This is a genomic window from Pseudomonas gozinkensis (assembly GCF_014863585.1).
GTDB classification, from domain to species: domain Bacteria; phylum Pseudomonadota; class Gammaproteobacteria; order Pseudomonadales; family Pseudomonadaceae; genus Aquipseudomonas; species Aquipseudomonas gozinkensis.
Window position 1 is genome coordinate 6,436,744 of the sequence record NZ_CP062253.1, and the last position, 22,235, is coordinate 6,458,978.

20 protein-coding genes are annotated in these 22,235 nt (G+C 61.5%); 6 read left to right on the top strand and 14 right to left on the bottom strand.

Annotated features, from left to right (window positions below):
• Nucleotides 1-4: 4 nt before the first annotated feature.
• Nucleotides 5-388 (bottom strand): COG4315 family predicted lipoprotein, encoded by a 384-nt coding sequence (locus tag IHQ43_RS28870; RefSeq protein WP_179693236.1) that lies wholly within the window; start codon nt 386-388, stop codon nt 5-7.
• Nucleotides 389-539: 151 nt separating this feature from the next.
• Between IHQ43_RS28870 and phoB the strand changes: the two genes are divergently transcribed.
• From phoB to IHQ43_RS28885, 3 genes are all read left to right on the top strand, one after another.
• Nucleotides 540-1,229, top strand: coding sequence for a phosphate regulon transcriptional regulator PhoB (phoB, locus tag IHQ43_RS28875; protein ID WP_003229608.1), 690 nt, complete (start codon nt 540-542; stop codon nt 1,227-1,229).
• A 74-nt stretch (nt 1,230-1,303) separates the two neighbouring features.
• Nucleotides 1,304-2,590 (top strand): phosphate regulon sensor histidine kinase PhoR, encoded by a 1,287-nt coding sequence (gene phoR / locus IHQ43_RS28880; protein ID WP_218887987.1) that lies wholly within the window; start codon nt 1,304-1,306, stop codon nt 2,588-2,590.
• A gap of 111 nt (nt 2,591-2,701) precedes the next feature.
• Nucleotides 2,702-4,042 carry a hemolysin family protein gene (locus IHQ43_RS28885; RefSeq protein ID WP_007954342.1) on the top strand — a complete coding sequence of 447 codons (1,341 nt, stop codon included), beginning with the start codon at nt 2,702-2,704 and terminating at the stop codon, nt 4,040-4,042.
• Nucleotides 4,043-4,155: 113 nt separating this feature from the next.
• Here the strand turns inward: IHQ43_RS28885 and IHQ43_RS28890 are convergent, their stop codons facing one another.
• The 8 genes from IHQ43_RS28890 to IHQ43_RS28925 all read right to left on the bottom strand — a co-directional run bounded on the left by IHQ43_RS28890 (nt 4,156) and on the right by IHQ43_RS28925 (nt 14,928).
• The gene (locus IHQ43_RS28890) at nt 4,156-5,052 is read right to left on the bottom strand and encodes a peptidoglycan DD-metalloendopeptidase family protein (protein WP_085747943.1); all 897 of its coding nucleotides are present in this window, start codon (nt 5,050-5,052) and stop codon (nt 4,156-4,158) included.
• 207 nt (nt 5,053-5,259) lie between these two features.
• Nucleotides 5,260-6,213, bottom strand: coding sequence for a response regulator (locus IHQ43_RS28895; protein WP_192562880.1), 954 nt, complete (start codon nt 6,211-6,213; stop codon nt 5,260-5,262).
• Nucleotides 6,214-6,390: 177 nt separating this feature from the next.
• Nucleotides 6,391-7,152: a phosphate signaling complex protein PhoU gene (phoU, locus tag IHQ43_RS28900; protein ID WP_007954334.1), complete on the bottom strand. Its 762-nt coding sequence runs from the start codon at nt 7,150-7,152 to the stop codon at nt 6,391-6,393.
• 74 nt (nt 7,153-7,226) lie between these two features.
• Entirely contained in the window at nt 7,227-8,060 is an 834-nt protein-coding gene (pstB, locus tag IHQ43_RS28905; protein ID WP_065258233.1) for a phosphate ABC transporter ATP-binding protein PstB, read from the bottom strand.
• A 183-nt stretch (nt 8,061-8,243) separates the two neighbouring features.
• Nucleotides 8,244-9,914: a phosphate ABC transporter permease PstA gene (pstA, locus tag IHQ43_RS28910; RefSeq protein ID WP_192562881.1), complete on the bottom strand. Its 1,671-nt coding sequence runs from the start codon at nt 9,912-9,914 to the stop codon at nt 8,244-8,246.
• Nucleotides 9,915-9,930: 16 nt separating this feature from the next.
• Entirely contained in the window at nt 9,931-11,964 is a 2,034-nt protein-coding gene (locus IHQ43_RS28915) for an ABC transporter permease subunit (RefSeq protein ID WP_192565072.1), read from the bottom strand.
• 424 nt (nt 11,965-12,388) lie between these two features.
• Nucleotides 12,389-13,390 carry a phosphate ABC transporter substrate-binding protein PstS gene (locus IHQ43_RS28920; protein ID WP_007954316.1) on the bottom strand — a complete coding sequence of 334 codons (1,002 nt, stop codon included), beginning with the start codon at nt 13,388-13,390 and terminating at the stop codon, nt 12,389-12,391.
• Nucleotides 13,391-13,629: 239 nt separating this feature from the next.
• A complete protein-coding gene (locus IHQ43_RS28925) occupies nt 13,630-14,928 on the bottom strand; it encodes an MFS transporter (RefSeq protein ID WP_192562882.1) in 1,299 nt (432 codons plus the stop codon).
• 379 nt (nt 14,929-15,307) lie between these two features.
• Between IHQ43_RS28925 and IHQ43_RS28930 the strand changes: the two genes are divergently transcribed.
• Both IHQ43_RS28930 and IHQ43_RS28935 read left to right on the top strand, forming a co-directional pair.
• Nucleotides 15,308-15,712, top strand: coding sequence for an acyl-CoA thioesterase (locus tag IHQ43_RS28930; protein ID WP_003229628.1), 405 nt, complete (start codon nt 15,308-15,310; stop codon nt 15,710-15,712).
• Nucleotides 15,713-15,769: 57 nt separating this feature from the next.
• Complete coding sequence (locus IHQ43_RS28935; protein ID WP_192562883.1) at nt 15,770-16,669, top strand: D-hexose-6-phosphate mutarotase; 900 nt, start codon at nt 15,770-15,772, stop codon at nt 16,667-16,669.
• A gap of 123 nt (nt 16,670-16,792) precedes the next feature.
• Here IHQ43_RS28935 and IHQ43_RS28940 read toward each other — a convergent pair whose 3' ends face one another.
• The 5 genes from IHQ43_RS28940 to IHQ43_RS28960 all read right to left on the bottom strand — a co-directional run bounded on the left by IHQ43_RS28940 (nt 16,793) and on the right by IHQ43_RS28960 (nt 20,614).
• Nucleotides 16,793-17,329: a DUF3299 domain-containing protein gene (locus tag IHQ43_RS28940; RefSeq protein ID WP_192562884.1), complete on the bottom strand. Its 537-nt coding sequence runs from the start codon at nt 17,327-17,329 to the stop codon at nt 16,793-16,795.
• Between the two features lie 103 nt (nt 17,330-17,432).
• Nucleotides 17,433-17,678 carry a GlsB/YeaQ/YmgE family stress response membrane protein gene (locus IHQ43_RS28945; RefSeq protein ID WP_003229635.1) on the bottom strand — a complete coding sequence of 82 codons (246 nt, stop codon included), beginning with the start codon at nt 17,676-17,678 and terminating at the stop codon, nt 17,433-17,435.
• A 113-nt stretch (nt 17,679-17,791) separates the two neighbouring features.
• Nucleotides 17,792-18,874, bottom strand: coding sequence for a 5-(carboxyamino)imidazole ribonucleotide synthase (locus IHQ43_RS28950; RefSeq protein ID WP_192562885.1), 1,083 nt, complete (start codon nt 18,872-18,874; stop codon nt 17,792-17,794).
• Between the two features lie 10 nt (nt 18,875-18,884).
• Nucleotides 18,885-19,376, bottom strand: coding sequence for a 5-(carboxyamino)imidazole ribonucleotide mutase (gene purE, locus IHQ43_RS28955; protein ID WP_007954291.1), 492 nt, complete (start codon nt 19,374-19,376; stop codon nt 18,885-18,887).
• A gap of 329 nt (nt 19,377-19,705) precedes the next feature.
• Nucleotides 19,706-20,614, bottom strand: coding sequence for a LysR substrate-binding domain-containing protein (locus tag IHQ43_RS28960; RefSeq protein WP_192562886.1), 909 nt, complete (start codon nt 20,612-20,614; stop codon nt 19,706-19,708).
• A 180-nt stretch (nt 20,615-20,794) separates the two neighbouring features.
• Here IHQ43_RS28960 and aspA point away from each other — a divergent pair, with 180 nt between their 5' ends.
• Nucleotides 20,795-22,219, top strand: coding sequence for an aspartate ammonia-lyase (aspA, locus tag IHQ43_RS28965; RefSeq protein ID WP_003229645.1), 1,425 nt, complete (start codon nt 20,795-20,797; stop codon nt 22,217-22,219).
• Nucleotides 22,220-22,235 lie beyond the last annotated feature (16 nt).

Sequence of the window (22,235 nt, forward strand, 5' to 3'; positions counted from 1 at the left end):
GCGTTTATTTGTGCTCGTGCACCACGTGCCACACGTCCTTCATGCCATCGCCCTTCATTTCTCCAGGCTTCTCGTCCTTCATGAACGTATACAGCGGCTTGCCGTCGTAGGCGTACTGCATCATGCCGTCATCGCGCTTGATCACCGTCCATTTGCCTTCGGCCTTGGCGCCTGCCGGTGCCATCAGCGGCGGCCAGTTCTTGGCGCAATCGCCGTTGCACATCGACTTGCCGCCAGCGTCCTTGTCGAACGTATAAACGGTCATGCCTTTGTGATCGACCATCATGCCGTCTTTCATCATGGCCGGTTCGGCCGCCATCGCCAGTCCGGGCAGAGTCAGGGCGGCAGCCATCAGCAAAGCCTTAAAGGAAGCAGTCATTTGAGTCATGGAAACCTTCTCTTGTGGTTGTCAGGATTCGGACTTAGAGCTTAGTTCAGGATTTGCACAATCGCCGCCGGACTAAAATACTGTCACACGACTGCAATAATTCCGTTATCTAATGCGGCGCAAGACAGTTAAATGACAAGAGGATTAAGGCATGGTTGGCAGGAGCATTCTGATCGTCGACGACGAAGCGCCCATTCGCGAAATGATCGCCGTTGCGTTGGAAATGGCCGGCTATGACTGCCTCGAGGCAGAGAACTCGCAGCAGGCGCACGCCATCATCGTCGACCGCAAGCCGGACCTGATCCTGCTCGACTGGATGCTGCCCGGCACTTCCGGCATCGAGTTGGCCCGCCGCCTCAAGCGTGACGAACTGACCGGGGACATCCCGATCATCATGCTCACCGCCAAGGGTGAAGAGGACAACAAGATCCAGGGTCTGGAAGTCGGCGCCGACGACTACATCACCAAACCGTTTTCCCCACGCGAACTGGTGGCACGCCTCAAGGCCGTGCTGCGTCGCGCCGGCCCGACCGATGGCGAAGCGCCAATCGAAGTCGGCGGCCTGCTGCTCGACCCGATCAGCCACCGCGTGACCATCGACGGCCGTCCTGCCGAGATGGGCCCGACCGAATACCGTCTGCTGCAATTCTTCATGACCCACCAGGAACGCGCCTACACCCGTGGCCAGTTGCTGGACCAGGTCTGGGGCGGCAACGTCTATGTTGAAGAGCGCACCGTCGACGTGCACATCCGGCGCCTGCGCAAGGCGCTCGGCGACGCCTACGAAAATCTGGTACAAACCGTGCGCGGCACCGGCTACCGGTTCTCCACCAAGGCCTGAGCCGAGCGCCCTCACCGTAGACAAGGACCGCATTTTCCGTGAACCAAAACTGGCATGGCACCCTGATTCGCCACATGCTGTTGCTGGTCACCGGCTGCCTGGTGATCGGCCTGATCACCGGCTACTACGGCTGGAGTCTGGCGGCGGGCCTGGGCCTGTACCTGGCCTGGACGCTCAAGCAACTGCTGCGCCTGCACGAATGGCTGCGCCTGCACCAACCCGATGAAGCACCGCCCGATGGCTACGGCCTGTGGGGCGAGGTGTTCGACAGCATCTACCACCTGCAACGCCGCGACCAACGGGTACGCGGGCGCCTGCAAGCGGTGATCGACCGCGTTCAGGAGTCCACCGCCGCGCTGAAAGACGCGGTGATCATGCTCGACAGCGACGGCAACCTGGAGTGGTGGAACCGCGCCGCCGAAACCCTGCTTGGCCTGAAAACCCCGCAGGACAGCGGCCAACCGGTGACCAATCTGGTTCGCCATCCGCGCTTCAAGGAATACTTCGAGCAGGAAAGCTACGCCGAACCGCTGGAAATCCCGTCGCCGACCAACGACCGCGTGCGCATCCAGTTGTACCTCACGCGCTACGGCAACAACGAACACTTGATGCTGGTGCGCGACGTCACGCGCATCCATCAGCTGGAACAGATGCGCAAAGACTTCATCGCCAACGTCTCCCATGAGCTGCGCACCCCGCTGACGGTGATCTGTGGCTACCTGGAAACCCTGCTCGACAACGTCGAGGAAGTGAACCCGCGCTGGAGCCGTGCCCTGCAGCAGATGCAGCAACAGGGCGGGCGCATGCAGACCCTGCTCAACGATTTGCTGCTGCTGGCCAAACTGGAAGCCACCGATTATCCGTCGGACAACCAGCCGGTGCACATCGACACCCTGCTGCAGTCGATCAAGAGCGATGCGCAGCAGTTGTCCGGTTCGAAGAATCAGCGCATCACTCTGGAAGCCGACACCAGCATTCTGCTCAAGGGCAGCGAGGCGGAACTGCGCAGTGCGTTTTCCAACCTGGTGTTCAACGCCGTCAAGTACACCCCGGCCGAAGGCAATATCCGCATCCGCTGGTGGGGCGACGATCAAGGCGCGCACCTCAGCGTGCAGGATTCCGGGATCGGCATCGACAGCAAACACCTGCCGCGCCTGACCGAACGCTTCTACCGCGTCGACTCCAGCCGCAACTCCAATACCGGCGGCACGGGCCTGGGCCTGGCCATCGTCAAACACGTGCTGCTGCGCCACCGCGCCCGGATGGAGATCAGCAGCGTGCCCGGTCACGGCAGCACGTTTACCTGCCATTTCGCCCCGGCCCAGGTCGCTCAGGCACGGGTCATCAGCGCCGCTGAGTAATGCCGGACTAGGCAATCGCCAGGTCAGCCGCTACATTGGCTGACTTGCGCCTGCCTTTCAGGTGCGGATTTTTCTTTCTTTCGAATCACACGGAACCCGCAAAACTCCATCATGGACCCTTCCCCTGGCTTGTCCCTCGCAACAATATTCGCCGATTTCGGCATGATTCTTTTCGCTCTGATCCTGGTTTTGCTCAACGGCTTCTTCGTTGCGGCGGAATTCGCCATGGTCAAACTGCGCTCGACCCGGGTCGAAGCCATCGCGGAGCAGCACGGCTGGCGTGGGCACATCCTGCGCACGGTGCACAGTCAGCTCGATGCTTATCTCTCGGCGTGCCAGCTCGGTATCACCCTCGCCTCCCTGGGCCTCGGCTGGGTCGGCGAGCCGGCGTTCGCGCACATTCTCGAACCGCTGCTGAGCGCGGTCGGCGTGCAATCGGCCGAAGTCGTCAAAGGTATTTCGTTCTTCACCGCGTTCTTCATCATTTCCTACCTGCACATCGTGGTTGGCGAACTCGCACCCAAATCCTGGGCGATCCGCAAACCCGAATTGCTGTCGCTGTGGACGGCGGTGCCGCTGTACCTGTTCTACTGGGCCATGTACCCGGCGATCTATCTGCTCAACGCCAGCGCCAACACCATCCTGCGCATCGCGGGTCAAGGTGAACCCGGTCCGCATCACGAGCACCATTACAGCCGCGAAGAACTGAAACTGATCCTGCACTCCAGCCGTGGCCAGGACCCGAGCGACCAGGGCATGCGCGTGCTGGCCTCGGCAGTGGAAATGGGCGAGCTGGAAGTGGTCGACTGGGCCAACTCCCGGGAAGACCTGATCACCCTTGAATTCAACGCCCCGCTGAAAGAGATCCTGGCGATGTTCCGTCGCCACAAATTCAGCCGTTATCCGGTGTACGACAGCGAGCGCAAGGAATTCGTCGGCCTGCTGCACATCAAGGACTTGCTGCTTGAACTGGCGGCGCTGGATCACATCCCCGAGTCGTTCAACCTTGCCGAACTGACCCGCCCGCTGGAGCGCGTGTCGCGGCACATGCCGCTGTCGCAGTTGCTGGAGCAGTTCCGCAAGGGCGGCTCGCACTTCGCTGTGGTTGAAGAAGCCGACGGCAACATCATCGGCTACCTGACCATGGAAGACGTGCTGGAAGTGCTGGTCGGCGACATCCAGGACGAACACCGCAAGGCCGAACGCGGCATCCTTGCCTATCAGCCGGGCAAGTTGCTGGTGCGGGGCGATACGCCGCTGTTCAAGGTCGAGCGCCTGCTGGGGATCGACCTGGATCACATCGAAGCCGAAACCCTCGCCGGGCTGATCTACGAAACCCTGAAACGGGTGCCGGAAGAGGAAGAAGTGCTGGAAGTCGAAGGCCTGCGGATCATCATCAAGAAGATGAAAGGTCCGAAGATCATTCTGGCCAAGGTGCTGATGCTGGATTGATTGGCTGATCAAAGACCCAGTCGATCCCTTCGCGAGCAAGCTCGCTCCCACTAGTACGATGCAAGACCTGTGGGAGCGAGCTTGCTCGCGAAGGCGTCAGATCAGACACCCCATCACTGCTTGCCCAACGCAAAGTTGGGCAACGCCCCCAGCGGCTGGTTGAACTGATACGGAATCGACACCAGCCCCATCCCGGTATTGCGCTGCACCACAAAGTGCAAGTGCGGGCCGCTGCTGTTGCCGGTGTTGCCGGACAGCGCCAGCGGGCTGCCCACCGTCACGCGCTGCCCCTCCCGGACACTCACCGACCCTTGCTTGAGATGCAGGTACACGCCCATCGTGCCGTCGTCGTGCAGTATCCGCACGAAATTGCCGGACGGATCGGTGCCGCGCCCGTTCTGGGAATTCTCGGTCTTCACCACCACGCCAGCGCGCGCCGCGATGATCGGTGTGCCGACCGGCATGGCGATGTCCATCGCGTACTTGTTCTTCGGCCCGAAGTGGCTGTAGTCGCCATTGGCGCCCTGGCTGAGGCGGAACGGCCCGCCCCGCCACGGAAACGGATAGCGATAGCCCTGAGCCGCGCCAGCGGGGTCACCGAGGGAATACTGGAACATCGGCGTGTACACCAGCGGCTTGCCACCGGACACCGCCGTCAGCAGCGCCAGCCGCGTATTGCTGCGCGCCGGCAGCACCCGACGGATCGTTTGCGCTGGCGCACCACGCACATTGCTCATCCCGGTAAACGCCAGCGCGACCTCGACCGGCGCGTACAGGTCATTGCGCACGAACACCACGTCCGCGCCCTTCTGCTTCTTGATGTCCAGATACACCTGGCGCTCCAGGCGCTCGACCATCCGGTCCTGAAACACGAACACCTGGGAGCCTTTGCTCGGACGGTCGCTGTACGAAACCACTCCGTTGGCATCGGTGGATTTGTAGATCGTCATGGCCACAGTCGAGGTGGAGGCCATGAACAGACCACAGAAAAACAGCAGGCGCAGGGGCATGGGCAAAAGTTCTGTCGAGTAAGGCCTGGGAATGAGCCTAGCAGCTGAAGCAGACCAGGCTAGTCGACAGATGTTTCAAATTTGCCAGCGCGGGAGATGGGTGGTGCTTTTGGTGGCTCCTTCGCGGGCAAGCCCGCTCCCACAGGTTCGGTGTGATCCCTGTGGGAGCGGGCTTGCCCGCGAAGGCGGACTGTCAGGCGAAGAAGATCACGCGCCCGGAACGAAGTGCTTCTGCGCCGTGCCGCGAGCGATCAGGCGGGAGATGTAGTCGAGTTTCTGCGCGTCCTGGTCGACGAAGCGGAAGGTCAGTTGCAGCCAGTCGCTGTCGGGTTTCGGCTCGTGGGCGACGACGGCGTGCAGGTAGCCGTTGAGGCGGGCGATTTCGGCGTTGTCGCCCTGCTCGAGGTCCAGCACGGCGCTGTCGAGGATCTGCGGCAGGGTGTCGGTGCGTTTCACCACCAACAGCGCTTCCTTGATGCTCAGGGCCTTGATCACGCATTGCTGGGTGCCGCTTGGCAGGCGCAGTTGGCCCTGACCGCGACCACCGGCCGGAGCGCTGGAAGCTGCCGGGGCTTTCACGGGCGGGCTGTTGAGCAGGCCACGCTGTGGCGCGGCGGCAGGTGCCGGGGCCGCAGCGGCAGGCTTGGCAAACGGGTTGGCCGCAGCAGCCGGTGCGGAACCGACGACGGCAGCTTTGCCACCGGTCAACGCGCTCAGGGAGTCGTTGCCGAACGCCGAGTTCATCTTGGTCGGCGCGCTGTTCATCAGGGTGTCGAGCTTGCCGACCTTGTTCAGGGCCTGCTTGACCTTGGTCAGCAGTTGCTCGTTGGTGAACGGCTTGCTGACGTAGCCGGAAACGCCGGCCTGAATCGCCTGAACCACGTTTTCCTTGTCGCCACGGCTGGTAACCATGACGAACGGCATGGTCTTGAGATTGTCCTGCTCACGGCACCAGGTCAGCAGTTCGAGGCCGGACATTTCCGGCATTTCCCAGTCGCACAGCACCAGGTCGAAAGCTTCCTTGGCCAGCATGGCCTGGGCTTTTTTACCGTTGACGGCGTCCTCGGTGCGGATCCCCGGGAAGTAATTACGCAGGCACTTTTTCACCAGGTCACGAATGAACGATGCATCGTCCACGACCAACACACTGATCTTGCTCATCCAACACCCCTATTAAAATCCCGGCAAGCATAACGCTGGCTGATGGCACATTGCCAAAACTCTTCAGTCACGCCGGGACTTTTCGTTCGCGGGTGCTGCTTTTTAATTCGGTTCTGCCTATGAAAAGCAGAAACAAAAACGCCCGGCCAAAGGGCCGGGCGCTTTTCTCAGGCAATCTTACTTATCGTCAGCATCGCCCGGAACATTAGCGGTTTCGCCACTTGTCCCTTCAACTTCTTCCTTCATGCGCTTGAGGCCCATGTGGCGCACGTCAGTGCCGCGCACCAGGTAAATCACCAGCTCGGAGATGTTGCGCGCGTGGTCGCCGATCCGCTCCAGCGAACGCAGGACCCAGATAATGCTCAAGACCCGCGAGATAGAGCGTGGGTCTTCCATCATGTAGGTCGCCAGCTCGCGCAGGGCGGTCTTGTATTCGCGGTCGATGATCTTGTCGTACTGCGCCACCGACAGCGCCAGATCGGCGTCGAAACGGGCAAAGGCGTCCAGCGCATCACGCACCATGTTGCGCACCTGGTCGCCGATATGGCGCACCTCGACGTAACCACGCGGCGCTTCGCCTTCTTCGCACAGCTGGATTGCACGACGGGCGATCTTGGTCGCTTCGTCGCCGATGCGCTCCAGGTCGATCACCGACTTGGAGATGCTGATGATCAGACGCAGATCGGAAGCCGCCGGCTGACGACGGGCCAGAATGCGCAGGCATTCTTCGTCGATGTTGCGTTCCATCTGGTTGATCTGGTCGTCGATCTCGCGCACCTGCTGGGCCAGGCCCGAGTCGGCCTCGATCAGCGCGGTGACCGCGTCGTTGACCTGCTTCTCGACCAGCCCGCCCATGGCCAGCAGGTGGCTGCGCACTTCTTCCAGTTCGGCGTTGAACTGCGCGGAAATGTGATGGGTAAGGCCTTCTTTACTAATCATGTTGGCGTCCTTGGAGCGTCCGGTAAGGTGCGGCGGGCCGCAGCATCAATTCAGTGAGCGACAACCTGTGTCTGTCAGCCGTAACGACCGGTGATGTAGTCTTCGGTCTGCTTCTTGGCCGGATTGGTGAACAGGGTATCGGTGTCGCCGAATTCCACCAGTTTGCCCATGTACATGAACGCCGTGTAGTCGGACACCCGCGCCGCCTGCTGCATGTTGTGGGTCACGATGACGATGGTGAACTTGGATTTGAGCTCGTAGATCAGCTCTTCGACTTTCAGGGTCGAGATCGGGTCGAGGGCCGAGCACGGTTCGTCTAGCAGCAGCACTTCCGGCTCCACGGCGATAGTACGGGCGATCACCAGACGCTGTTGCTGACCACCGGACAGGCCGAGGGCCGAGTCATGCAGACGGTCTTTCACTTCGTCCCACAGGGCCGCGCCTTTCAGTGCCCACTCGACGGCTTCGTCGAGGATGCGCTTTTTGTTGATGCCCTGGATGCGCAAGCCGTAGACCACGTTTTCGTAGATGGTCTTCGGGAACGGGTTAGGCTTCTGGAACACCATGCCGACCCGGCGACGCAGCTCGGCCACGTCTTCGCCCTTGCGGTAGATGTTGTTGCCGTACAGGTTGATCGCACCTTCGACGCGGCAGCCGTCCACCAGGTCGTTCATACGGTTGAAGGTACGCAGCAGCGTGGACTTGCCGCAGCCGGACGGGCCGATGAAGGCGGTCACGCGCTGTTTCGGTATGTTCATGCTGACGTCGTACAGCGCTTGTTTCTCGCCGTAGAACAGGCTCAGACCCGGCACTTCGATGGCCACGGTTTCCTGTTCGAGATTCAGGCTCTGCTTGTCGCGGCCCAGGGCAGACATGTTGATGCCGTGGGTATGTGTTTCGTGCTGCATGGGAGATCCCCTGTGCTAACAAATTCGGTTCTTTGAACCACTGGCCTAGCCAATGGGTTACTGAAAATCTGTGGCTGTGCCGATCCTTGTGGGAGCTGGCTTGCCAGCGATGCAGGCGAATCGGTCTGCCAGTAGCACCGCGGTGATGCCATCGCTGGCAAGCCAGCTCCCACAGGGTCTGTATTAACTATCCAGCGCCTTGTACTTCTCGCGCAGGTGGTTACGGATGTACACCGCCGACAGGTTCAGGGTGGCGATCACCAGCACCAGCAACAGCGCCGTGGCATAGACCAACGGCCGCGCGGCCTCGACGTTCGGGCTCTGGAAGCCGACGTCGTAGATGTGGAAGCCCAGGTGCATGATCTTCTGATCCAGGTGCAGGTACGGGTAGTTGCCGTCCACCGGCAGCGACGGCGCCAGTTTCACCACACCCACCAGCATCAGCGGCGCCACTTCACCGGCGGCGCGAGCCACGGCGAGGATCATGCCGGTCATCATGGCCGGACTGGCCATCGGCAGAACGATCTTCCACAGGGTTTCAGCCTTGGTTGCGCCCAGAGCCAGCGAGCCTTCACGCACGGTACGCGGGATACGCGCCAGACCTTCTTCAGTGGCCACGATCACCACCGGTACCGCCAGCAGCGCCAGGGTCAACGAAGCCCAGAGCAGACCCGGCGTACCGAAGGTCGGTGCCGGCAGCGCTTCAGGGAAGAACAGACGGTCGAGCGAACCACCCAGCACGTAGACGAAGAAGCCCAGGCCGAACACGCCGTAAACAATCGCCGGAACACCCGCCAGGTTGTTCACCGCGATCCGGATGACCCGGGTCAGGGTGTTCTGCTTGGCGTATTCACGCAGGTACACCGCCGCCAGCACGCCGAACGGGGTCACGATCATCGCCATGATCAGGGTCATCATCACGGTGCCGAAGATCGCCGGGAAAATCCCGCCTTCGGTGTTCGCTTCACGCGGGTCGTCGGACAGGAACTCCCAGACCTTGCTGAAGTAGAAACCGATCTTGGTCATCGTGCCCATGGCGTTCGGCTGGTAGGCATGAACCACTTTGCCCAGACCGATTTCGATTTCCTTGCCGTTGGCATCGCGGGCTGTCAGCGCGTCACGGTTGAACTGCGCGTGCAGATCCGCCAGACGGGCTTCGATGTCCTGATAGCGGGCGTTCAGCTCGGCACGCTCGGATTCCATGTCCGCTTGCGCGGTGGCGTCGAGCTTGCCTTCCAGCTCCAGCTTGCGACCATGCAGACGGATGCGCTCGAGGCCGGCGTTGATCGCGCCGATGTCGGTCTTTTCCAGCGACTTGAGCTGCGCGGCGAGGCCGTTCACGCGGTTGATCCGCGCTTGCAGCTCAGGCCATGCGGCTTCGCCTTCGGCGATCACCTTGCCGTCCTGTTTGACGTTGACCAGGTAGCCGTAGAAGTTGCCCCACTCACGACGCTCCAGCGCCATCAGTTCCACCGGCGTGGTCTGGTTGGTCAGCCACTCGCCGACGATCCAGGTGAAGTCGTTGCCGTTCAAGTCACGGTTGCCGACCTTGATCAGCTCGCGGGTCATGAATTCCGGACCTTCGTCCGGCACCGGCAGGCCGGCGCTCTTCAGACGGGCGCGCGGCACTTCTTCTTTCTGCACCACTTCGCCCACGACCAGATGCTGGCCCTGGCCCGGTACGTCATAGCTGGCGTGGATCAGATCCGCCGGCCAGAAGTGACCCAGACCGCGCACGGCGATCACCGCCAGCAGGCCAATGGTCATGATGACCGCGATGGACACCGCGCCGCCGCTGATCCAGACGCCGGGGGCGCCGCTCTTGAACCATCCTTTCAGGGAGTTCTGTTTCACAGACTTCTACCTTTGCTTAAAGCGACGAGTATTTCTTGCGCAGACGCTGACGAATCAGTTCCGCGAGGGTGTTCATGACGAAGGTGAACAACAGCAGCACCAGCGCCGAGAGGAACAGCACGCGGTAGTGGCTGCCGCCGACTTCCGACTCCGGCATTTCCACCGCGACGTTGGCGGCCAGGGTGCGCAGGCCTTCGAACAGGTTCATTTCCATGACCGGGGTGTTGCCGGTGGCCATCAGCACGATCATGGTTTCGCCGACCGCACGGCCCATGCCGATCATCAGCGCCGAGAAGATGCCCGGGCTGGCGGTCAGGATCACCACGCGAGTCATGGTCTGCCATGGCGTGGCACCGAGGGCCAGCGAGCCCAGGGTCAGGCCGCGCGGCACGCTGAACACAGCGTCTTCGGCGATCGAGTAGATGTTCGGGATCACCGCAAAGCCCATGGCCAGACCGACCACCAGAGCGTTGCGCTGGTCGTAGGTGATGCCCAGGTCGTGGGAAATCCACATGCGCATGTCGCCGCCGAAGAACCAGTTCTCCATGAACGGGCTCATGTACAGCGACAGCCAGCCCACGAACAGGATCACCGGGATCAGCAGTGCACTTTCCCAGCCGTCCGGGACTTTCAGGCGGATCGACTCAGGCAGGCGGCTGAAGGTGAAACCGGCGATCAGGATGCCGATCGGCAGCAACATCAGCAGGCTGAAGATGCCCGGCAGATGCCCTTCCACATACGGCGCGAGGAACAGGCCGGCGAAGAAACCGAGGATCACCGTCGGCATCGCCTCCATCAGCTCGATCACCGGTTTGACCTTGCGGCGCATGCCCGGGGCCATGAAGTACGCTGTGTAGATCGCAGCGGCGACGGCCAGCGGTGCAGCCAGCAGCATTGCGTAGAACGCGGCTTTCAGGGTGCCGAAGGTCAGTGGCGACAGGCTCAGTTTCGGTTCGAAATCGGTGTTGGCGGCGGTCGATTGCCAGACGTATTTAGGCTCGTCGTAGTTCTCGTACCAGACCTTGCTCCACAGTGCGCTCCACGAGACTTCCGGGTGCGGGTTGTCGAGCAGCAGCGGTTGCAGCTTGCCGCCGGCTTCGACGATCACGCGGTTGGCCCGTGGCGACAGACCGAACAGACCCTGGCCTTCGACCACCTGATCGACCAGCAAGGTGCGGTGCGCGGTGCTGTGGAACACGCCGAGCTTGCCGCTGGCATCCAGGGCCAGGAAGCCCTTGCGACGTTCTTCGGCGGAAATTTCAACGATTGGCGTGGTGCCCATCTGGAACGTGCGGATCTGCTTCAGGCGCAGCTCGCCATCGGTGTCGCGGGCCATGAACCACTGGGCCAGGCCACCTTTGGAGTCACCGACGATCAGCGAGATGCCACCGACCAGTTGCGTGGCGGCGGTGACTTCGGCTTCGCCGTTTTCCAGCAGCTTGTAGCGACCGTTGAGGCTCTTGTCGCGCAGGCTGAACACGTCGGCCTGGGCACGCCCGTTGACCACGTACAGCCACTGCTGGCGCGGGTCGACGAAGATGTTTTTCACCGGCTCGGTCATCTGCGGCAGATCGATACGCTTCTGCTCGTTGGTGACTTCGCCGGTCATCATGTTTTCTTCGCTGGTCAGCGACAGCACATTGAGTTGCGAACCGGTGGAGCCGACCAGCATCAGGGTCGAATCGGTAGCGTTGAGGCTGACGTGCTCCAGTGCGCCGCCGTTTTCGTTCAGCGCGATCGGTGCATCGCCATACGGATACTCGATGGCCGGGGTGATGGTTTTCTTGCCGTCCGGGTAGCTGACTTTATAAGTGTGACGGAACACCAGCGCCTGACCGTTGGACAGGCCCACGGCCACCAGCGGATGGCCCGGCTGGTCTTCGCCGATGGAGGTCACACTGGCGCCTGCCGGCAAAGGCAGATCGACGCGCTTCAATTCAGCGCCACTGTCGATGTCGAAGAACAGCGCCTGGCCCTTGTCGGAAACGCGCATGGCCACCTGATTCTGCTCTTCGAGCGAAATCATCAGCGGCTTGCCGGCGTCCTGCATCCAGGCCGGGGTGATTGCATCTTTCGCGCTCAGGTCAGCACCTTTGAACAGCGGCGCGACCACGTAGGCGAGGAAGAAGAAGATCAGGGTGATGGCTGCCAGCACCGCCAGACCGCCGACGAGGACGTACCAGCGGGTGAAGCGATCCTTGAGCGCGCGAATGCGGCGCTTGCGTTGCAACTCAGGCGTATTGAAGTCAATGCGCTTGGGAGGGTTCGTAGTCATTTTGGAATTGGCCAGATCATTCATGCGCACACCCTAGCGATCCTGTATGACAGAAAGATGACAATGCAGTGACGCACCAAATCCGCCGCCAGCAGGGCACTGGCAGTGGATAGAAGAATTCGGGGAGTGTGGGGGCCGGGCCGCTTGCGGGCCGGGCCCCACACGTGAGTCAGGCGGGGTTCACCCCTGACTCAGTTTGTTACTTTTTTGCGACTTCAGCGCCGCCTTCCTGCAGACCCAGGTCAGCCAGTGCTTTTGCAGCAACCTTGGCTGGCAGCGGGATGTAGCCGTCTTTCACTACCACTTCCTGGCCCTGTTTCGACAGAACCAGTTTCACGAACTCGGCTTCCAGCGGGGCCAGAGGCTTGTTCGGGGCTTTGTTGACGTACACGTACAGGAAACGCGACAGCGGGTACTTGCCGTTCAGGGCGTTTTCTTCGGTGTCTTCGATGAAGTCAGTGCTGCCTTTCTTCGACAGAGCAACGGTTTTCACGCTGGCGGTCTTGTAGCCGATGCCCGAGTAACCGATGCCGTTCAGCGAGGAGCTGATCGACTGCACGACCGAAGCCGAACCTGGTTGTTCGTTGACGTTAGGCTTGTAGTCGCCTTTGCACAGGGCTTCTTCCTTGAAGTAGCCGTAGGTGCCGGATACCGAGTTGCGGCCGAACAGCTGAACCGGCTTGTTGGCCAGGTCGCCGGTCACGCCCAGGTCACCCCAGGTTTTCACGTCGGTCTTGGCGCCGCACAGACGGGTGGACGAGAAGATCGCGTCAACCTGTTCCATGGTCAGGTGCTGGATCGGGTTGTCCTTGTGTACGAACACAGCCAGGGCGTCCACGGCAACCGGGATAGCGGTTGGCTTGTAGCCGTATTTCTGTTCGAAGGCCGCCAGTTCGGTGTCCTTCATCTTGCGGCTCATCGGGCCCAGGTTGGAGGTGCCTTCAGTCAGCGCAGGTGGCGCGGTGGCGGAGCCAGCGGCCTGAATCTGGATGTTTACGTTCGGGTATTCTTTTTTGTAGTTCTCAGCCCAGAGGGTCATGAGGTTGGCCAGGGTATCGGAGCCGACGCTGGACAGGTTGCCCGACACACCAGTGGTCTTGGTGTAGCTCGGGATAGCAGGGTCAACAGCGGCAACCGCGTTGGCAGTCGCAACGCCAGCAGCGACAAAAGTCATTGCCGCCATCAAACGCTTCAGTTTCATGCCTTACTCCTAGCAGATAGGGTGTGTTAAGTCGGGGCCAAGTATCAGCAGGCCGTGTGAACACTCTATGGCTGAAATATGACAATTGGATGAAAGGCCAGCATGTCGTGACAGATCGTTCCCACGCTCAGCGTGGGAACGCCGCCATGGACGCTCCGCGTCCGCTTCGAGACGTGACGCGGAGCGTCACAGGATGCATTCCCACGCGGGAGCGTGGGAACGATCAAAGGGAGGGGGATTTAACGACCCTTGCTCCACAACCACGCGCCGACCAGGATCCCCATCCCGCACAGCACTGCCACGTAATAGGCAGGCCCCATCGCGCTTTCTTTCAGCAGCAGGCTGACGACCATCGGGGTCAGGCCGCCGAAAATCGCGTAAGCGACGTTATAAGAGAAGGACAGACCGCTGAAGCGCACCACCGGCGGGAATGCCTTGACCATCACGTACGGCACCGCACCGATGGTGCCGACCAGGAAACCGGTCAGCGCATAGAGCGGGAACAGCCAGTTCGGGTGATCGGCAAGACTGTGATAGAAGGTCCAGGAACTGGCCAGCAAGCCCAGGCAGCCGAACACGAACACCCGGCCGGCGCCGAAACGATCGGCCAACGCGCCGGAAATGATGCAACCGAAACTCAGGAATACGATCGCCAGGCTGTTGGATTGCAGCGCGGTGGTCGGCGAGAAGTGATAGACCGTCTGCAGCACGGTCGGGGTCATCAGGATCACCACGACGATGCCGGCGGACAGCAGCCAGGTCAGCAGCATTGACACTGCAATGGCCCCGCGATGGTCACGCAGCACGGCGCGCAGCGGCACTTCTTCGGCCAGCGCCTTGCGCTGTTGCAGTTCGGCGAATACCGGGGTTTCGTGCAGCCAGCGGCGCAGGTAGACCGAGAACAGTCCGAACACGCCGCCGAGCAGGAACGGGATACGCCAGGCGTAATCCGAAACTTCCGTTGGCGTATAGATGCTGTTGATCGCGGTGGCGACCAGCGAACCGAGCAGGATGCCCGCCGTCAGGCCGCTGGTCAGGGTGCCGCAGGCGTAGCCGATGTGCTTGCCGGGTACGTGTTCGGAAACGAAGACCCACGCTCCCGGAACCTCACCGCCAATCGCTGCGCCCTGAATGACGCGCATCAAAAGCAGCAGGATCGGCGCCCACATGCCGATCTGCGCGTAGGTCGGCAGCAGGCCCATGATCAGGGTCGGCACGGCCATCATGAAAATGCTCAGGGTGAACATCTTCTTGCGCCCCAGCAGGTCGCCGAAGTGCGCCATTACGATCCCGCCCAGTGGCCGCGCCAGGTAACCGGCGGCGAAGATGCCGAAGGTCTGCATCAGGCGCAGCCACTCGGGCATGTCGGCCGGGAAGAACAATTTGCCGACCACGGTGGCAAAGAACACGAAGATGATGAAATCGTAGAACTCCAGCGCGCCCCCCAGGGCCGATAGCGACAGAGTCTTGTAGTCATTGCGGGTCAACGGTCGTGCGGGTTGGTCGGGCTGCGCGAGGCTCGAGGGCGCTGTGGTCATGGCAAGGTCTTCTCTTATAGTCGGATCTGCCGCCACAACAACGCTGGCTGTGGCTCGGGCAGGTTCGGCACCATAGCAAATTGTTCGAAAAAGCACATAGAGGCGCGTATTTGCCGGTCGAAATGAGAACCGGACGGTCGTCGCGGAGTCTACCGACCGATATACTCGCAACCTTGCTCCGATTTGTAGGGGGTTGCTGTGCGAAAACGTCGTTGGTCGCCTTGGCGCGTAGTTCCAGCCGGTTTCGCAGAGTTTCCCCTTTAGGCGCCTTATGGAAAACGTGACGAACGTAGTATGTTCGGTGCTGAATCGTTTTTCCCGAAGACGGCTACCACCAGCAATACCCAACGAAGAGTCACGGGTTAGAGGCACCCCCGGCATGATAGAGCTCGAACAAGAAGATCCGATCCCGCAAGGCGACCTGGCCCTGCAAATCACCGCGCTTCCCCGCGAAACCAACGGCTTCGGCGATATTTTCGGCGGCTGGCTGGTGGCGCAGATGGACCTGGCCGGCACTGCCATGGCCAGCCGTGTTGCCGGCGGCCGTGTCGCAACCGTGGCCATCGATCGCATGGCGTTTCTGGTGCCGGTGGCTGTCGGCGCGCAATTGTCCTTTTATACCCAGACCCTGGAAATCGGCCGCAGCTCGATCCAGATGATGGTCGAGGTGTGGAGCGACGATCCACTGTCCAGCGAGTGGCGTAAAGTGACCGAAGCGGTGTTCGTGTTCGTTGCCATCGATGGCAGCGGTCGCACCCGCTCGGTTCCGCCACGCGCACGTTAAACCTCGCGGCCGTTTCACGGTCGATAGTCGTCCAAGTTGCTGATCGAGAGTTGTCCCATGAACACGCCCAACGTTGAAGCCGTGAAACTGGATGAACTGAACTGCTGGCGCATCCGCCACGGTCAGGCCGAAGTGCTGGTGGCCCAGCAAGGCGCGCACATCCTCAGTTATCAGGTGGACGGCCAGCCGCCGCTGATCTGGCTGAACGACAAGGCCGTGTTCAAGACCGGCCAGAGCATCCGCGCCGGCGTGCCGGTGTGCTGGCCGTGGTTCGGCAAGTTCGAACGCAACCCGCAGAACGTGCAGGCGATGCGCACGAGCGAAGAACCGGCCGGCGCTCACGGGTTTGTCCGGGCGATGGATTGGGAGCTGGGCGGCATCGAAACTGAAGGTGAAAGCCTCAAGGTCGAGTTCACCCTGCCCTACCCCGAGGGCGGTTTCGCAGAATGGCCACACCAGGTCGATCTGACCCTGACCCTGCGCCTCGACGATCAACTGCACATCAGCCTGACCAGCCACAACCGTGGCGCCGACACCGTCAGCATCAGCCAGGCGCTGCACAGCTATTTCGCGGTCAGCGATGTGCGCAACGTGCGCGTCGAAGGCGTCGATGGCCTGGATTACATCGAGACCCTGGACGACTGGAAAACCTGCACCCAGCAAGGCGATCTGCGTTTTGCCGGCGAAACCGACCGCATCTACCTCGACGCCCCGCCGCAACTGAGCATCGTCGATCCGGCCTGGGAACGGCGCATCGTGCTGACCACTACGGGTTCACGCACGGCGGTGATCTGGAACCCATGGATCGACCGCGCTGCCGCGCTCAGCGACATGGACAACGACGGCTGGCAGCGCATGCTGTGCATCGAGACGGCGAACGTGATGAGTGATGTGATGAACCTGGCACCGGATGCCAGCCACACCATGGGTGTCAGCGTCAGCAGCAAGCCGCTCTAAGCAACACCCGATAAAACTGTGGGAGCGAGCTTGCTCGCGAAAGCGTCATATCAGTCAACATCAATGTGACTGAGAGACAGCATTCGCGAGCAAGCTCGCTCCCACAATTGTTTTGTATAGGTCCTACAGATCAGATTCCTGCACCACCCGCACCTTGTCCGCTTCCAGTGCGTACGCCGCATCGGCGAGGTCATTGCTGACCTTCTCGATCTTCAGCGTGCCGGTCACCCACAGCGGCGTGTAGATGTCATCCAGCTTCAAACCCTTCGGATAGCGCACCAACACCAGTTGATTCGGCGGCGGTGGCGGCACATGGATACACGCGCCCGGGTACGGCACGAGGAAGAACAGCGTGCTGCGACCCTTGGCGTCGGATTCCAGCGGCACCGGATAACCCCCGATGCGGATGTGCTTGTCGTTCATCGACGCCACGGTCTTGGTCGAATACATCACCGCCGGCAAACCCTTGGCCTGCTTCATCCCGCCTTTCTGGGTGAAGGTGCCGGTGGCTTCCGGGGAGTTGTGATCGATTTCAGGCATGGCCTCGAGGGCTTTCTGATCCGACTTGGGCATCAGTTCCAGCCAGTCGGTTTCCGGCAGTTCGCCGGCGAGGGCCAGACCGCTGCCCAGCAAAAGGAGAGTCAACAGAAAACGGCGCATGAAGGTGCTCGGTAAAGGATGCTCGAATAAGGAGGGAACGCTGAATCGCCGAGCATTCTAGCCCTCTCCACCGGATTGGCAGAGAGGGCTTTGTCGCTTTGGATCAGTTCTTTTTGATCAGGCCGTAGATCACCAGCAACACGATCGCGCCGACCAGCGCGCCGATGAAACCTGCGCCCTGACCCGCCTGATAGATGCCCAGGGCCTGGCCGCCGTAAGTGGCTGCCAGCGAACCGCCGATACCGAGCAGGATGGTCATGATCCAGCCCATGCTGTCATCGCCCGGTTTCAGGAACCGCGCCAGCAGGCCGACGATCAGGCCGATAAAGATGGTTCCGATAATTCCCATGGCATTTCCCTCTGAATGATTTGGATATGCGAAAGCCTAGTCAGACTTTGGCATCCTGCCATCAGAGAACGGCGGCCCCTTAATGGTTCCGCCGCTGCCAGATGAAACTGTCGTTACTCGGCGATCAGCGCTTCGACCTTGAGGATCTGCTGCTCGAGGGTCGCCTTGTCCTTGCAGCGCAGGTTGGCGTGACCGACCTTGCGCCCGGCCTTGAAGGCCTTGCCGTAGTGATGCAGATGGCAATCGTCGATGGCGATGACCTTCTCGACCGGCGGAACAACGCCGATGAAGTTGAGCATCGCGCTCTCGCCGACCTTGGCCGTCGAACCCAGCGGCAGACCGGCAACGGCCCGCAGGTGGTTTTCGAACTGGCTGCACTCGGCGCCTTCGGTGGTCCAGTGGCCGGAGTTGTGTACGCGCGGGGCGATTTCGTTGGCCTTGAGGCCGCCGTCGACTTCAAAGAACTCGAACGCCATCACGCCGACGTAATCCAGCTGCTTGAGCACGCGGCCGGAATAGTCTTCGGCCAGGGCCTGCAACGGGTGATCGGTGCTGGCGACCGACAGCTTGAGAATGCCGCTGTCGTGGGTGTTGTGTACCAGTGGATAGAACTTGGTTTCGCCATCACGGGCACGCACGGCGATCAGCGACACTTCGCCGGTGAACGGCACGAAGCCTTCCAGCAGGCAGGCCACGCTGCCCAGCTCGGCGAACGTACCGACCACATCTTCCGGCTTGCGCAGGACTTTCTGACCCTTGCCGTCGTAACCCAGAGTGCGGGTTTTCAGCACGGCCGGCAGGCCGATCGAAGCGACGGCGGCGTCCAGGTCGGCTTGCGACTGGATATCGGCGAACGCCGGGGTCGGAATCCCCAGGTCCTTGAACATGCTCTTCTCGAACCAGCGGTCGCGAGCGATGCGCAGGGCTTCGGCGCTCGGGTAGACCGGCACGAATTGCGAAAGGAACGCCACGGTTTCCGCCGGAACGCTTTCGAACTCAAAGGTCACCAGATCGACTTCATCGGCCAACTGGCGCAGATGATCCTGATCGCCGTAATCGGCCCGCAGGTGTTCGCCCAGCGCAGCGGCGCAAGCGTCCGGCGCAGGGTCGAGGAAAGCGAAGTTCATGCCCAGCGGGGTGCCCGCCAGGGCCAACATGCGACCCAACTGGCCGCCACCGATTACACCGATCTTCATCTCAACAACCTCAGGCAATACGTGGGTCTGGATTGTCCAGGACGCTGTCTGTCTGCTCGGCACGGAAGGTTTTCAGTACCGCGTGGAATTGTGGATGCTTGGCGCCCAGGATGCTCGCCGACAGCAGGGCGGCGTTGATCGCACCGGCCTTGCCGATGGCCAGAGTGGCAACCGGAATACCGGCCGGCATCTGCACGATCGACAGCAGCGAGTCGACGCCCGAGAGCATCGCCGACTGCACCGGTACGCCCAGCACCGGCAAGTGGGTCTTGGCCGCACACATGCCTGGCAGGTGGGCTGCGCCACCGGCACCGGCGATGATTACCTCGATGCCGCGGCCTTCAGCCTCTTCGGCGTACTGGAACAGCAGATCCGGGGTGCGGTGGGCGGAAACCACCTTGACCTCGTAAGGGATGCCGAGCTTTTCCAGCATATCGGCGGTGTGGCTAAGGGTGGACCAATCGGACTTGGAGCCCATGATCACGCCAACCAGTGCACTCATCGTCGCGCCTCTTCTCTCTGGGCGCCCGCAGGCGCGTCAAAAACAACAAGCCACGCAGGATGCGTGGCTTGTTGTAGGAAAAATGGCCGGACGAACCGGCCGAAGGCCGCGCAGTATACCGCAAAGAAAGCAATAAACAGCCCCTGTCGCGACCATCTGTCATCTGCCGCAAAAGCCCGGTTTTATTGACTCAAAGGTCAGCGCCTGAACATCACTTTGGTCCCTGTGGGAGCTGGCTTGCCAGCGATGGCGTCGTACCAGTAAACAGATAGGTGGCTGACCCACCGCTATCGCTGGCAAGCCAGCTCCCACAGGGTAATTGGGTAGGTTCAAGAGTTTTGGGCGGCGCCACCTTCGAGCTTGCGCCACAACAACCGCACGTTGGCCTTGCGCACCAGCGCGCAGCGGTACAGGCGAATCTCCAGCGGCACATGCCATTGCGGGCCGCCGCAGACCACCAGTTCACCGCGAGCCAGTTCGGCGCGCACACTCAACTGCGGCACCCAGGCAATGCCAAGTCCTTCCAGGGCCATGCTTTTCAGGCTGTCGGCCATGGCGGTTTCATAGATCGTGGTGAAGCGCAGCTGGCGCTGGCGCAGCAAGCCGTTCACCGAACGCCCGAGAAACGCCCCGGCGCTATAGGCCAGCAACGGCACACTGCCCTCGCCTTCGAGATCGAACAGCGGCTTGCCGTCCGCATCCGCCGCGCACACCGGCAACATTTCTGTCTGGCCCAGATGCAGCGACGGGAAGATTTCCGGGTCCATCTGCATCGCCGCGTCCGGGTCGTAGAACGCCAGCATCAGATCGCAGCCACCTTCACGCAGCGCGTGCACCGCGTCGCCAACGTTGGTCGCCACCAGCCGGGTGGCGATGTTCAGACCTTCGTTGCGCAGTTGCGCGATCCAGCGCGGGAAGAAACCAAGGGCCAGCGAGTGCGCCGCCGCAACCTGGATCACTTCGCCCTGCCCGCCTTCCAGATGGTGAAGATGACGCAGTACTTCGCCGAGCTGTTCGACCACCGTGCGCGCGGTCACTAGGAACAGTTGCCCCGCCGCCGTCAGCTCGATCGGCGTGCGCGAGCGGTTGACCAGCGTCAGGCCCAGCGCCGCTTCCAGGCTGCGGATCCGCCGACTGAACGCCGGCTGGGTCACGAAGCGCCGTTCGGCTGCCTGCGAGAAACTGCGAGTGGCGGCCAGAGCACTGAAGTCCTCGAGCCATTTGCTTTCCAGATTCATCACGTCCTCCCGGACACGCACCAAAACAGGTCACACGTCTGCCGCGCACGCGGCGTCACACGGGCATTATGCCGAATGTGCATAGGGCAGTGTTTAACAGCATTGGCCCAAAAATTCCCACAAGCCTAGCATTCGCAGCGTTCCGGCATAGACCGGGTCCATATCGAGATGATTTCTATCATGTCCTCCGCTGCATCATTCCGCACAGAAAACGACCTGCTTGGCGCCCTCGAAGTCCCTGCTCAAGCGTATTACGGCATCCAGACCCTGCGAGCGGTGAACAACTTCCGCCTCTCGGGCGTTCCGATTTCGCACTACCCGAAGCTGGTTGTCGGTCTGGCGATGGTCAAACAGGCCGCCGCTGACGCCAACCGCGAGCTGGGTCACCTGAGCGAAGCCAAGCACGCTGCCATCAGCGAAGCCTGTGCACGTCTGATCCGCGGCGATTTCCACGAAGAGTTCGTGGTCGACATGATTCAAGGTGGCGCCGGTACCTCCACCAACATGAACGCCAACGAAGTGATCGCCAACATTGCTCTTGAAGCGATGGGTCACCAGAAAGGCGAGTACCAGTACCTGCACCCGAACGACGACGTGAACATGGCGCAGTCGACCAACGACGCCTACCCGACCGCGATCCGTCTGGGTCTGCTGCTGGGTCACGACGCGCTGCTGGCCAGCCTCGACAGCCTGATTCAGGCGTTCGCGGCCAAGGGTGAAGAATTCAACCACGTCCTGAAGATGGGTCGTACCCAGCTGCAAGACGCCGTGCCGATGACTCTGGGTCAAGAGTTCCGTGCTTTCGCCACCACCATGGGCGAAGACCTGGCCCGTCTGAAGACGCTGGCCCCGGAACTGCTGACCGAAGTGAACCTGGGCGGCACCGCGATCGGTACCGGCATCAACGCCGACCCGCGCTATCAGGCCCTGGCCGTACAGCGTCTGGCGCTGATCAGCGGTCAACCGCTGGTTCCAGCCGCCGACCTGATCGAGGCCACCTCTGACATGGGCGCCTTCGTGCTGTTCTCCGGCATGCTCAAGCGCACCGCGGTCAAGCTGTCGAAGATCTGCAACGACCTGCGCCTGCTGTCCAGCGGCCCGCGCACCGGCATCAACGAGATCAACCTGCCGGCGCGTCAGCCAGGCAGCTCGATCATGCCAGGCAAGGTCAACCCGGTTATCCCGGAAGCCGTGAACCAGGTGGCATTCCAGGTCATCGGTAACGATCTGGCGCTGACCATGGCAGCCGAAGGCGGCCAGCTGCAACTGAACGTGATGGAGCCGCTGATCGCCTTCAAGATCCTCGACTCGATTCGCCTGCTGCAACGCGCCATGGACATGCTGCGCGAGCACTGCATCGTCGGCATCACCGCCAACGAAGCGCGCTGCCGCGAACTGGTCGAACACTCGATCGGTCTGGTCACCGCACTGAACCCGTACATCGGCTACAAAAACGCCACCCGCATCGCCCGTATCGCCCTTGAAAGCGGCCGCGGCGTGCTGGAACTGGTGCGCGAAGAAGGTCTGCTCGACGAAGCCATGCTCGCCGACATCCTGCGCCCGGAAAACATGATTGCTCCGCGTCTGGTGCCTCTGAAGGCCTGATCCGACGCGTTACTTG